The organism is Paenibacillus sp. FW126-R14, assembly GCF_058789495.1.
This window is the reverse complement of the sequence record NZ_JBYTBS010000071.1, coordinates 18,184-31,441: the sequence shown is the minus strand read 5'-3', so window position 1 is coordinate 31,441 and position 13,258 is coordinate 18,184. Positions and strand designations below refer to the sequence as shown.

Sequence of the window (13,258 nt, the reverse complement as noted above, 5' to 3'; positions counted from 1 at the left end):
GTATAAAACAATAGTCATTCAATGATTTGGAAACCAACATGACAACATGACAGGGGACGGGGTAATCGAGATGGCCATTTCTAAGCTGCATAAGTTCCGGTTAGCCCTTTTTTGGCGGCTTTTCACCAACTATTTTATAGTTATTCTGATTCCGGTCATTGTCGCCAGCTTTCTGGCTCATGTGCTTGCCGTCCGAACGATCGAGAAGGATGCCGAAAAACTCAACGACGTGGTCATCAGCCATTTCTCCAAACAAACCGATACGGCACTGGATTCACTTAAAACGAACATGATTAACATGCTCAGTTCATCCAATTTGACCGGTGTGCTGCGGGTCGTTGACGATTCGAGGGAAAATCAGCAGCGTGCGGAGCAGTTTCATGCGCTCAGAGAGCAGTTGATGAAGCTTCAGTCCGATAAATTGGTATCGAAAGTATTTTTATATTTCGCCAATCGCGATTTGGTCGCGGATGTCGATATTTATACGGATAAATCGTATTATTTCAAAATGAGTTACCCCCTCGGCGATCAGCAGAAGAGGGACTATTTATCCCATTTTACGGGTAAAAGAATGATGGATATCACCGATTCGAGCTCGCTCGGCATGTACGCCGTTATGAGCTACCCGTTTAATACGGAAAATCCGGAGGTATACTTGGTCGTCCATTTTGATCAAGACAAGCTCAAAGAACAAATCTCCATTCCCGAGAAATGGGTTACGGGTACGGCGATTGCGACCAGCCAGGGGGACATTTTGAACCAGAACGGTTTGACGGACAGGGAAGTTAAAGCCGTTTTGGCGCATACGCGCGCGAATGACATGGCGTCTCAATTCCTTGTCACAGACGAGATTGCGATGTCGCTTGTGAAATCCCGCTTCAACGATTCCTGGTATTACGTGACCATCGCCGATCTTCGCACCTTAATGAAGCCCGCTTATATGACACGGGTTATCAGTTGGGCGTTTCTCGTCTTCTTTCTTGTGGTGGGCAGCTTTGTGTCCTATTATTTAAGCCGCCGGTGGTATCGTCCGGTGCAAGAAATCACGGAAGTAAATAAAGAGCTTTCGCAGCGAATGAGCGGAATGGTCCCATTGATGCAGGAGCTTTTCGTCACCAAAATTTTGCAGGGGGAATACAAGGACGAGCTGTCCATCGCCTATTATGCGAAAGAAATTGATTTCTCCTACGATAAGCATGCGATGCGTACGGTGCTGTGCATTGCCTTTCATTACAATTCGGAAGTGTATGAAAAGCTGTCGGAAACGACGAAGTCCTTCCTGTTCGTAGAGATCAAAGAGTTAATTCGGAAATCTACGCCATCCATGGTGTGGCTCTGTCAAACGAAACCGGATATGATGGCCTGCGTTGTGACGCATGATGCCTTCCTGCATTTGGGCGCGGATGAGGCGGCAGATGTCGTCAAATTAGTATTGGAGTCTTACAGCCAATATTTCAAGGCGACAATCGGTATCGGGAAAACCGTGAACGCTGCGGAGGAACTGCATGAATCCTACGATCAAGCGTTATCCGTCCTGCAAAACCGGGGATTGGATGCCGATGTGGAAATTTGCCGCGGACCGCTTGTCGGCGATCGGACACAGTGGGAAAGCTTTTTATCCGTGCAGGAAGTGAACAGGATCTTTAATCAATGCAAAACGCGAGAATATGACAAGCTGCTGGAGTCCGTGTGCGAAAAGCTCGAAGAGGGCAAGCTCAAGAATGCGACTGCCATGCAGGTGAAATACTTATGCACGGACGTGCTGAATACATGGATACGAGCGGTAGAAACCGAGCACAACGATTTTAATGTGCCGTTTTTTTCAAGCCTGTACGTAAAGCTTCACAGCGTGATGACCTGGGACGAATTGAAGCAATGTTTTGTTGAAATTCACAGTGTGTTGTTCCGAACCGAGGAGCCCGATCAGCGAACGCAGCAGTTTTCCGAGATTCTGGCCTACATACATGAGCATTATAACGAAGAGCTTTCGATTGAATATTTTGCCGGGTTGTTGAACATGTCGAGCGGGCATTTCAGCCGAACATTTAAAGAGGCCGTAGGCGAAAAGTATGTGGAGTATATTGCGAAATACAGGCTTATGAAAGCGAAGCAATTTTTGCTGGAGACGGATATGAAAATCGATGAGATTGCAGAAAAGGTCGGCTACTGGGGCCGCAATTCGTTTATTCGAACTTTCCGCAAATATGAAGGCATTACGCCGGCCAAATATCGGTCGATGGATCATTAAACGAGTAGAGACTTCATTTTTTCCGAAGTCTCTATTTTTTCTTCCAGCCCTTCCAAACAGCTGAGAAACCGCATGAAATCAAGGATGTAAAAAAAGAGACAGAGGGCAATTATGCGTGCTTTACGGTCGCAACCTCATCTCTGTATAGTTAGGCCATCAACTTCCGAAAGGAGGAGGGGGTGGACAGTATGCTGCGGCGAAATGGAATATGGTACATGTTAAAGAAACATAGAGCGCTATATTTGTTAATGCTGCCGGGGATTTTGTACTACATCATTTTCAAATACGTGCCTATGTACGGAGTCATCATTGCCTTTCAGGATTATTCGATTGGCCGGGGCATTATGGGCAGCAAGTTTGTAGGTTTCAAACATTTTATTGAATTTTTTTATGTCAATCCGGATTCATGGAAGCTGATTCGCAATACGGTCATGTTAAACGTGTACGATTTGCTGTTTCATTTTCCGGCGCCGATCATTCTGGCAATTTTGTTTCACGAACTGAAGAACAAAATGTTTAAACGCATCGCGCAAAGCATCAGCTATATGCCGCACTTTTTATCAACTGTCGTGATCGCCGGCATTCTGGTCACATTCCTGTCGCCGCAGACCGGCATCATTAATTTTCTGCTGGTGAAGGTATTTGGGATGGAGCCGATTCTGTTCCTCGGGCTGCCCGAATGGTTTAGAGCGATTTATGTGTCCTCGGAAATTTGGCAAAAAATCGGCTGGGGGACGATTCTGTACCTGGCAGCCATCGCCGGGATTGATCCGACATTGTACGAAGCCGCCAAAATGGATGGAGCGAACCGGTACCACCAAATGCGCCACATCACATTTATCGGTATGGTGCCTGTGATGATCATTTTGTTCGTCCTGACGCTCGGTCATTTCATGGAGACAGGCTTCCAGAAAATCCTGCTGCTGTACAACTCTATGAACTATGAAACTTCAGATGTCATCAATACGTTCGTCTACCGGCGCGGCATTTTGGATGCGGATTTCAGCTTCGCAACGGCCGTCGGATTGTTTCAATCCGTTATCGGACTCATTCTCGTCATCGGCGCAAACCGCATAGCCCGAAAACATTCGGAAACAAGCCTGTGGTAAAGGAGGAACCCTTTTGAAAATCAAACAGTCGGCAGCCTCCAGAGTATTTGATGCTTGTAATTACTGCATCATGATTCTGCTTATGATTGTGATGATTTATCCGCTCGTCTATGTGTTTAGCGCTTCGATCAGCGATAATGCGCTGGTGTCCAGCGGCGATGTTCTCTTATTTCCCAAAAAGGTGACGCTCATTGCTTACAAGCAGCTGACTGCAAATTCCGACTTATGGATCAGCTACTGGAATACGATCCGTTATACGGTCGTACATGTCATTCTGACGTTAATTACTACAGCGGCTATGGCTTACCCGTTAGCGAAGAAATGGCTGCCCGGCCGCAGATGGATTCTGATGTTGGCCGCTTTCACGCTGCTGTTCAGCGGAGGAATGATCCCAACGTTTCTCGTCGTCCAAAAGCTCGGCATGCTCAATTCGATTTGGGCTATCGTGCTGCCTTCCATGATCAGTACTTGGTACCTGTTCATCATGCGGACGTTTTTTGAAGCCTTGCCGGAAGAGCTGGAAGATGCGGCGACAATCGACGGCTGTTCCTCTCTGCAGGTGCTGTTGCGGGTGGTCATGCCGCTATCGATGCCTGTGATGGCCACCATCGGCCTGTTCACGGCTGTGAACCAATGGAACGCATTCTTCGATGCGCTCATTTACTTGAACGACCGTTCGATGTATCCGCTGCAAATTATGCTTCGGAACATTCTTGTCGCCGGTACCACGATTCAAGGAGAGGGCGATATGAGCCTGCTCCAAACGATGAAATATGCCATCATCATGATGGCTACGCTCCCAATTTTGTGCGTATATCCGTTTATCCAGAAGTATTTTGTTCAAGGTACGATGATCGGCGGCATCAAAGGGTAAGTCGCCCATGCGATAGCTGACGATCCGGCAGCGACAGTTCGATATTTTAAACCAATTCGGGAGGTCTTCACATGAAAAAAAGAACGGTAGCAGCGGCAATGTCGGCTCTGATGTTCTCCAGTTTGGTGGCAGCAGGCTGCACGAGCGAAACGAAGGATACGCCTGCGTCTAGCGATACCAAGAAAGCGGAAGAAGCGAAGAAGCCGATTACTTTCTCTTGGCTGGCTTATGACCGTCCGGAGGGAAAAGTGCGCCCAGATTGGGAAATTTTCAAGGAAATAGAAGCGAAGACCGGCGTAAAAGTAGAGTTTCAAGTGGTCAGTCAGGAAGGCTTGAAGGAGAAAAAGCAGATCATGATCGCGACCAACGCGGTAACGGACTTCATCCAAGTCGATACGCTGGAGGGCAGGCAGCATGGGCCTGACAAGGTGTTTCTGAATCTCAAGGATTACTTGGATAAAGCCCCGAATATGAAGGCGTTTTTCGATAAATATCCGGAAGCTAAAGCGGTAGCAACAGGAGCGGACGGAGGCATTTACACCGTACCCGTCATCGAAGGGGATGCCGAAGGCAAAGGCTTTAATTTCATCTGGTATACCCGTAAGGACATTATGGATAAATACGGCTTGCAAGCGCCGACCACGCTGGATCAATTTTACCAGTTTTTGAAGACGCTCAAAGAAAAGCAGCCTGACACCTATCCGTTGATCAATAACGCCATTGTAGGCGATACGGGGCTATTCACGACGTTTGGTAGAGCATTTACAGGCATTCATGGATTTTATAACGTCGATCCGGCGACCGACAAATATGCGTTTGCCCCTTACCACAAAGGCTATAAGGATTCGCTCATTTTCTTAAACAAGCTGTTTAACGAGAAACTGCTCGATCCTGAATTCTCAATGATTACCCAAGCGCAGTGGGAAGAACGGATTCTGAAAGGCAAGTCGCTGGTCACGTTTTTCTGGAAGGCGGATCTGGAGACTCTGATGGACAAAGGGCGTAAAGCAGGCATTGCCGATTACACGCTTGATGCTATACCGCAGTTTGCTGCTGACGGGATCAAAAACTACCAGTTCTCCCGTTCTGTTGTCGGCACGACGGGCCGTGCGATTTCAGCCAAAGTGAAGGATAAGGACAGAGCGGTTCAATTCCTTGACTATCTGCTGAGCGAAGAAGGCTCGAACTACTTATCTCTGGGGATCGAGGGCAAAACGTATACGAAAGAAAACGGCAAGCCTGTTTACAACAAGGATTTCGGCGCGTCACCATTTACCACACTACGCAAAGACTGGGGCGTCTGGTATGACATGATCACGCTGGACAATGCCAAATCCCGTGCGGTTTGGGAAAGCGGATTAAGCGATAAGAGCAAAGCGATTAACAAAAGCTACGAGCCATTCATCATCCCGGCACCGAAGCAGATCGTGAAGACGAGTGAAGAGCTGGAGCTTGAGAAATCGAAATTGAACAATCTGAACAAGTACTTGGAACAAAAGCTGACCGAATTCGTCTCCGGTAAAACGCCGATCAACGATAAAACGTGGCAAGAATTTATCGATCAGTGCAAAAAGCTTGGCGCTGACGAGCTGCTGGATATGTACAATGCCGCCTATACGCGCACTTACGGTAAAAAATAATAGCTGTGTGGGGGCCCGGAGAAGATGAGGGGCCTCCGAAATGGAGGGATTCGTATGACCGTGGCCGAGAAGATGAAGGTCATTGATGTGGATGTCCATAATGAGCAGAATGATGCCGATCTGCTGCCGTATTTGGCTGAACCTTGGCGCTCGCGCGTAGCGGCTACAGGAATCGGGTATTCCGGTTCCGGCTACTATTCGCCGGTAGGCGTCATGAAGAAAGACGCGATTCCTCCGGGCGGCGGAAAAGCCGGTTCAGATCCCGACCTGATGATCAAGCAGCTCCTGGAGGACTACAATGTCGAATACTGCGTATTAACCGGAGTGGTGTACAACATTTCGACGACGCATGATCCGGATTATGCGGCAGTGATCTGTTCCGCCTACAACGACTATTTGATTGCCGAATGGCTGGGCAAGCACAAGGCGTTCAAGGGCGCAATGGCTGTCGCCACGCAGGACCCTTACCTCGCTGCAAGAGAAATCGACCGTATCGGGGGCCATCCCGATATCGTTGAAGTGATGATTTCGAGTGCGGCGCGCGCGCCTCTTGGCCAGCGCCAATATCATCCGATCTATGAGGCGGCGGAGCGGAACGGCCTCCCGATCGCCATCCATCCGGGGGCGGAAGGAGGGGGCAGCTCAACGGCGCCGACGGCAGCGGGATATCCTTCCCGTTACATCGAATGGCACACGTGTCTGTCCCAAATGTTTATGGCTCATCTCGTCTCCATGGTATGCGAGGGGGTATTCGAGAAATTCCCACGCCTGAAAGTGGTGCTTACCGAGGGTGGCATTGCCTGGCTGCCGCACCTCATGTGGCGGCTGGACAAGAACTACAAAGCGCTGCGCTCCACAGTCCCATGGCTCAAAAAAATGCCCAGCCAATACATTCGCGAGCATTGCTATTTGACCACGCAGCCTATTGAGGAACCGGACAATCCGCAGCATTTGATTGATTTATTCAATATGATCGATGCGGAGAATATGATATTGTACTCCAGCGATTACCCGCATTGGGACTTCGACTCGCCGGATATGATTCTGCGGAGATTGAAGCCGGAAGCCAAGCGCAAAATCTTTTACGAAAACGCCAAGAGCCTATATAACCTGTAATTTACGGAGGAGCTTATGACGGTTCATTATGTGCTGGATACAGGCGATGTTCCGGATGGCGGACACGCGGTCGTTGTGCTTGAGGGAAAGAGCATCGGCATTTACCGGATCAACGACACCTATTATGCCGTTAACAATTATTGTCCGCATCAAGGTGCGCCGATGTGCGCCGGACTCGTCTCAGGGACAACGCTTCCGTCAAGCGTATACGAATACGAGTACGGAAAAAGCGGCGAAATCCTTCGCTGCCCGTGGCACGGTTGGGAGTTCGACATTCGAACCGGCAAATCGCTGTTTAGCGAGAAGATTTGGTTGAAGACGTACCAAGTCTTTGTGCAGGACGGCAGGGTCGGCGTCGAGATGGAGAGAAAGTGAACGGGGTGAGGAAGAGGGAGCGGGGCAGGCTGAAACGGCCCTATCGCCCCTCTTTTTTACTGTTTCTGAAAAACTTGGAGATACATTATGGATCATCATCGCAGTGCGATAAAAAAACGATATGTTAAGCGACAAATGATGACATAACCAGTCACTCTTCGCTATGTACAGATTGGAAAGTTAAGGCTAAACTTAACGTGTATGCATCGAAAATAAATTTCAATAATGAGTAAAATTTTGAAAGAATATTTTGTTGCTGGGCAGATGAGCAGGGGAATTCATGGATTTTCTATCTGTATAGATACAATTTGTATCTTGGTAGATGAAGATTCTTCAGGGACGGTGATGCAAATGCGGTAACAGGTTGGATACTGATTTGAGGCAATGAATGGCGAGCAAGGGAAATACATAGAAGGGATGTGCCTTTTGATGAGAAGTTCCACTTATTCACAGAAAAGGAAATGGCATGCATCTGTGGCGCTTATGCTGCTGCTGTGTACGATTGTATCGGGTTTTGGAAGCGGTTTACCGTCCGCCCAGGCGCAAGAGGGCACATTGCAAAGCGCTGCTGCGCCTGCCCCGCTGCATGAGAAAGTGATGGCTAAGAATACCGCCGGCAAAACGATTGAGCTTGCCTCCAAAGGGACTGTCGCGCTTAGCGATAACTTGATCGTTGAACAACAATTCGGCGAACGAATCGTCACCAAATCATTGAACGATGTGATGGTAGGAGCAGAAAACGTAGACGTCTATTTGGACGGAGACGGGAAAGCTTCGAGAATCGTAATCCTCGGAGATACGCCAATGAATCGGATGCGTGTCGGCATTCGGGCGGATATTTCCAATATCGCCGATATGACGCAGATCAATCATGCGCAAATCGATATCAAGTCGGCGCAAGGTTTTCTGATCAAGGACAAAGCGGCAAATCAACAATATCCGATTGCAGCCGGATCGCTCGTTTCTTTTACTGTTTCGAACGGGAAGACCGCCGCTTCGCAGAATGGCTTAGCGCTGTTCTCAACGGCGAACCGGCTGTATATCGAGCCTGTAAGCGTTGATTCCCTGCTGCAGGTCATGTCGATAAGCCGAGGTCAGGGCAAGCCGCAATATCGGGGGACTTTCGAGCTTTTCTTAAGTCCTGATAAAAGCAAGCTGAGACTGATCAATGAAGTGGATATCGAACAGTATCTTTATCAGGTTGTTCCGAGTGAAATGCCGGCTTCTTTCGGATTGGAAGCTTTGAAAGCGCAATCGATCGCAGCGCGCACATATGCGCTCACGGATTATATGACGAGCCGGTTCGCCGATCTCGGCTTCCACATCGATGACAGCACGCTCAGCCAAGTGTACAACAACCAAGCGGAGAACGCGCTGACGACGCAAGCCGTGCAGGCTACTGCCGGGAAAATCATGAAAAGCGGCGACGAACTGGTGGATGCGAGGTTTTACTCGGCATCGGGCGGTTACGGAGCGTCGAAGCATGAGGTGTGGCAGGATGTCGACACGAACCTGTTCCCGGGAACGCCGCTGCCGTATTTGACGGGGCGCAGCTACACGTACGATCCTGCCAACAGCGGCAGCATGCTGACCATTGATACTTCCAATGAGCAAGCACTGAATGATTTTTACAAAAATTTGAATTATACCGGTTATGATTCAGACTCCCCCTATTTCCGTTGGAAAGTGAGCCTGACGAGAACCGAACTGCAAAATACGGTGAACATCAATATTAAGGATCGTTATGCGGCAGAGCCTATGTTTGTTTTGACGAAAGAAGCAGACGGCAGCTTTGTTAGCAAGCCTATCCCGCAAGAAGGCGTAGGAACGATTAGCACCATGTATGTGACAAAGCGCGGAGCCGGTGGCAACGCAATGGAATTAGTCATTGAAGGCAGTACGGGCACTTATAAAATTTTACGCGAATTCAACATTCGATTTACGATTCGACCAAGCAAAGCCTATACCGGCGGCGGGGATATATTGGCTTACCGTGCCAAAGGCGGGTCAGGCGCATACGATAATTCTCCGCTTGCGAATCCAAGCATTTTGTACTCGGCCTTCTTCAGCTTTGATTTGGCGCGCGATGGGGGCGGATCGCTTACGGGCTTAACGTTTTATGGCGGCGGCAACGGGCATGGGGTAGGGATGAGCCAGAACGGCGCGCAAATGCTCGGGCAGAAGGGTTGGAGTTATGACCAAATACTGGATGCCTACTATAAAGGAATGAGGCTTGTGGACATGAATGCGCCTGTCCTCAGACGTCTTGAGGTAGCGCCGAAATTGGCGAATGTGAACCCAGGCGCTGTGCAATCCTTTACAGTTAAAGGATTTGACGGCAGCGGCAATGAGATGCAGGTCCCAGCTGAGCAGCTGGTTTGGAGTCAATCAGGAGCAATCGGTACGATCTCCTCAGCAGGTGTATTAACAGCTGTGAACGGGTCGGCGGTCGGGAACGTCGTTGCGGCAATTGGCGATGTCAGCGCGAAGGCAGCGGTAATCGTTGGGAAGCTTTCAGCGGTTGTGGAGGATTTTGAAGATATTGCGGATATCGCGCCCTCCAGCGTGCGTACGGTCCCGAATTCGGTGCAATTGACGAAGGTCAACAGACCGGAACCTGTGCATACAGGGACATACGCAGGCAAACTTACCTACGATTTTACAGGAACAACCGGAACATCTGCGGCTTACCTGAACTTTAAAGATGAGCTTGGGGGCACAGGTCGCGTACTGGAAGGCTATCCGAAAAAGCTGGGCGTCTGGGTTTACGGGGACGGCCAGAAGCATTGGCTGCGCGCTATGCTGCAGGATGCTGCCGGTACGAAACCGACGGTGGATTTCACATCTTCCGGCGGACTTAATTGGATGGGCTGGAAATACGTAACGGTCGATGTGCCGGCCAATTTGAAAACACCGATTCGCTTGAACCAAATTTATCTAGTTGAAACAAGCGATACGAATAAAAATGGCGGAGCACTCTACTTCGATCAGCTAACGGCTTTATACGCCAACACGGACGTATTTGAGTCGGAGCTGTCCGGTTTAACGCCGATGGTGATTGGGGACAGCAAGCAAGCGGTCGTCTATGCGACGTATAGCGGCAATACCGTCCCTGTGCAAGTTCAAAGCGGCATGACTTTTTACAGCAGTGACGCTGCGGTTGCGACTGTTGATGCGAAAGGGCTGGTGAAGGCGCTTAAAGCGGGAACAACTACGATTACGGCGATCTTCGGAAGCGCTCCGCCAGCAGTTTATGTGCTGAAGGTAACGGCTGAAGCTCCGGTCGTCGAGCGTCTCGAGTTTGCCGGATTAGCGGCAATGGAAAAAGGACAGACGAAGCAAGCGAAGGTATTCGCTACCTATGCGGGCGATGCTGTGTCGGTTGAGCTGGCAGCCAGCGATGTCGCGTTCAGCAGCAGCGCTCCTGACGTGGCTTCCGTGGACGTGACCGGCAAGGTGACGGCGCTAAAAGCCGGCCAAACGGCCATCACGGCTGCTTTCGGCGGCAAATCCATTCGTTATGATCTCGTCGTGACGAATCCTGTAGCTGTTCTGCAAAGCATTGATATTCAAGGGCTGAGCGCAATGACGATAGGGGATTCGCAGCGCCCTCGCGTAACAGGCATTTACAGCTTAACGCCGGATCCGGTGGAAATTACGAGCGGAGTTGTCTTTAAGAGCAGCAACCCGGCGGTAGCGACAGTGGACGATTCGGGAAAAGTGACAGCATTAAAGGTGGGATACAGCATGATTACCGCTTCGTTTGGCGGCAAAACCGATTATTTCTCACTTGTCGTAAATAAAGCCACCAGTGCGCCAAAACGGGAGCTGAGAGCGGCGTGGATTGCATCGGTTGAAAACATCGATTGGCCGCAAAAAGGGGTTGTAACGCCGGAAGCTCAGAAGCAATCCTTCGCAGCGATGCTGGATGATCTGGCCAAAATGGGCATGAATGCCGTCGTCGTTCAAGTGAAGCCGACAGCGGATGCCTTCTACCCGTCCGAATACGGACCTTGGTCAGAGTATTTGACAGGTGTGCAAGGCAAGGATCCGGGATATGATCCTTTGGTCTTTATGGTTGAGGAAGCCCATAAGCGCAATATGGAATTCCACGCTTGGTTCAATCCATACCGGATCAGCATGAAGGATAAGATCGAGAATTTGGTTGCGAACCATCCGGCTAGACAGCATCCGGACTGGGTTGTTAGCTATGGCGGTAAGCTGTACTATAATCCGGGCGTGCCGGCGGTGAAAGATTTTGTCATTGGCAGCATTATGGAAGTGGTCCGCAATTATGATATCGACTCCGTTCACATGGACGATTATTTCTATCCGTATGTAGTCGATGGCAAAGACTTCCCGGATGACGCCACGTACCAAGCTTATGGAGCAGCCTTCCCGAATAAAGGGGATTGGCGCAGAGATAACGTGAACAGACTGGTACACGAACTGTCTACCGCCATTAAACACGAGAAAAGCTATGTCAAATTCGGTATCTCTCCGTTCGGCGTTTGGCGCAATATTGCCGACGATCCGACGGGCTCGGATACGACGGCCGGACAGCGGAATTATGACGATCTGTATGCAGATACGCGCACATGGATTCATCAAGGTTGGATCGATTACATTACACCGCAAATTTATTGGAATTTCGGCTTTACAGCGGCTGCTTACGAGAAGCTGATTGATTGGTGGACGAAAGAAACGCAGGGCACGAATGTGCATCTCTACATCGGCCATGCCGTTTACAAGATTAATGCCAACAATGAGGCATGGGAAAATCCCGACGAGCTGCCGAACCAGTTAAAATACAATTTGAACTTTGAGGGCGTTAAAGGCAGCATGCACTTCAGCGCGAAGGATCTTCAGACGAATCCGCTAGGCATTAAAGACAGATTGATCAATGACAGTTACAAGCTGCCGGCTCTGATTCCTGCAATGCCATGGATCGATGCCGTTGCGCCGGAAAAGCCAACGCTCGAAACGGTAAGTAAAAGTGCGGCAGGAATCGAGCTTTCGTGGAAAGATGCGAGCACAAGCGATGCAGCCTATTATGTAATTTACAGATTTGACGGCAACCAAGGCGGCAGCATTGACAATCCGGCGCAAATCGCGGGCATCGTTCGCAAGCAGTCGGGTCATGTTCAGCATTACACAGACAAGAAGGCTGTTGAAGGGCAGCTGTATACGTATGCTGTTACAGCTGTTGACAGAGTGCACAATGAGAGCGCAGCGAGCAATTATGTCACGCTTGGCGAAAGCCAGGAAGCTCAAGCAGCTGCCATTCTGCTTGGACAAAGCAGCGTATTAACGGGTCAACCGTTTACGGTTCAATTTGGCCTACGGAGCGTCACAACCGGCGTTTATGCGCAGGATATCACAGTTGAGTATGATCCTTCCATTGTGGATTATGTCAAATCCGCTTCGATCAAGAATGGCGTGAGTATCGTGTCCGAGAAGTCGGTGCCTGGGAAAGTAAGGTTAATTCTTGCAAGCCAAGGAGCCAGCAACGCAGTCATTGGCGATGCCGATCTGGTGCAGCTTTCTTTCCAAGCTAAAACCTTAAGCCAAACTACGGCAGGAACAATCGCAGTCACACGCGCGCTGCTTGGAGACGCGCAAGGACACGAGCTGGAAGCGCGACCAGCGTCTATCCGGGTTGAAGTAGTGACACAGCCTCCTGGCAAACCAGGGGATGCGAACGGCGATGGACAATACACAATAGGCGATTTGGCTTTTGCGGCGGCTCACTATGGAGAAGACAGCACGCATCCGGACTGGAACCGTATCAAAGTCGCTGATTATGATGGCAATGGCATCATCGATATTTTAGATCTAGCCGCTATTGCAAGCAAGATTTTGGAATAAGACGTTGATGGAAATCAAATAAAAGACT

Annotated in this window: 7 protein-coding genes; all 7 read left to right on the top strand. The window is 49.6% G+C overall.

What is annotated here, in order from left to right; translation table 11 throughout:
* The first annotated feature begins 70 nt into the window (after positions 1-70).
* Positions 71-2,248: a helix-turn-helix domain-containing protein gene (locus AC3WRW_RS29450; RefSeq protein ID WP_492549776.1), complete on the top strand. Its 2,178-nt coding sequence runs from the start codon at positions 71-73 to the stop codon at positions 2,246-2,248.
* 215 nt (positions 2,249-2,463) lie between these two features.
* Positions 2,464-3,357 carry an ABC transporter permease gene (locus AC3WRW_RS29445; protein WP_492549775.1) on the top strand — a complete coding sequence of 298 codons (894 nt, stop codon included), beginning with the start codon at positions 2,464-2,466 and terminating at the stop codon, positions 3,355-3,357.
* Between the two features lie 13 nt (positions 3,358-3,370).
* Positions 3,371-4,231: a carbohydrate ABC transporter permease gene (locus tag AC3WRW_RS29440; protein ID WP_492549774.1), complete on the top strand. Its 861-nt coding sequence runs from the start codon at positions 3,371-3,373 to the stop codon at positions 4,229-4,231.
* A gap of 71 nt (positions 4,232-4,302) precedes the next feature.
* Entirely contained in the window at positions 4,303-5,871 is a 1,569-nt protein-coding gene (locus AC3WRW_RS29435) for an extracellular solute-binding protein (protein WP_492549773.1), read from the top strand.
* A gap of 54 nt (positions 5,872-5,925) precedes the next feature.
* Positions 5,926-6,987: an amidohydrolase family protein gene (locus tag AC3WRW_RS29430; RefSeq protein ID WP_492549772.1), complete on the top strand. Its 1,062-nt coding sequence runs from the start codon at positions 5,926-5,928 to the stop codon at positions 6,985-6,987.
* 15 nt (positions 6,988-7,002) lie between these two features.
* The gene (locus AC3WRW_RS29425) at positions 7,003-7,362 is read left to right on the top strand and encodes a Rieske (2Fe-2S) protein (protein WP_492549771.1); all 360 of its coding nucleotides are present in this window, start codon (positions 7,003-7,005) and stop codon (positions 7,360-7,362) included.
* Between the two features lie 429 nt (positions 7,363-7,791).
* On the top strand, positions 7,792-13,230 hold the full coding sequence (locus AC3WRW_RS29420; RefSeq protein ID WP_492549770.1) for a family 10 glycosylhydrolase: 5,439 nt from the start codon (positions 7,792-7,794) through the stop codon (positions 13,228-13,230).
* Positions 13,231-13,258: the final 28 nt, after the last annotated feature.

Bases quoted from the DNA above. Each gene is read 5' to 3' on its own strand.
- AC3WRW_RS29435 (WP_492549773.1), top strand. From the start codon at position 4,303: ATGAAAAAAAGAACGGTAGCAGCGGCAATGTCGGCTCTGATGTTCTCC.
- AC3WRW_RS29425 (WP_492549771.1), top strand. From the start codon at position 7,003: ATGACGGTTCATTATGTGCTGGATACAGGCGATGTTCCGGATGGCGGA.
- AC3WRW_RS29430 (WP_492549772.1), top strand. From the start codon at position 5,926: ATGACCGTGGCCGAGAAGATGAAGGTCATTGATGTGGATGTCCATAAT.
- AC3WRW_RS29445 (WP_492549775.1), top strand. From the start codon at position 2,464: ATGTTAAAGAAACATAGAGCGCTATATTTGTTAATGCTGCCGGGGATT.
- AC3WRW_RS29420 (WP_492549770.1), top strand. From the start codon at position 7,792: ATGAGAAGTTCCACTTATTCACAGAAAAGGAAATGGCATGCATCTGTG.
- AC3WRW_RS29450 (WP_492549776.1), top strand. From the start codon at position 71: ATGGCCATTTCTAAGCTGCATAAGTTCCGGTTAGCCCTTTTTTGGCGG.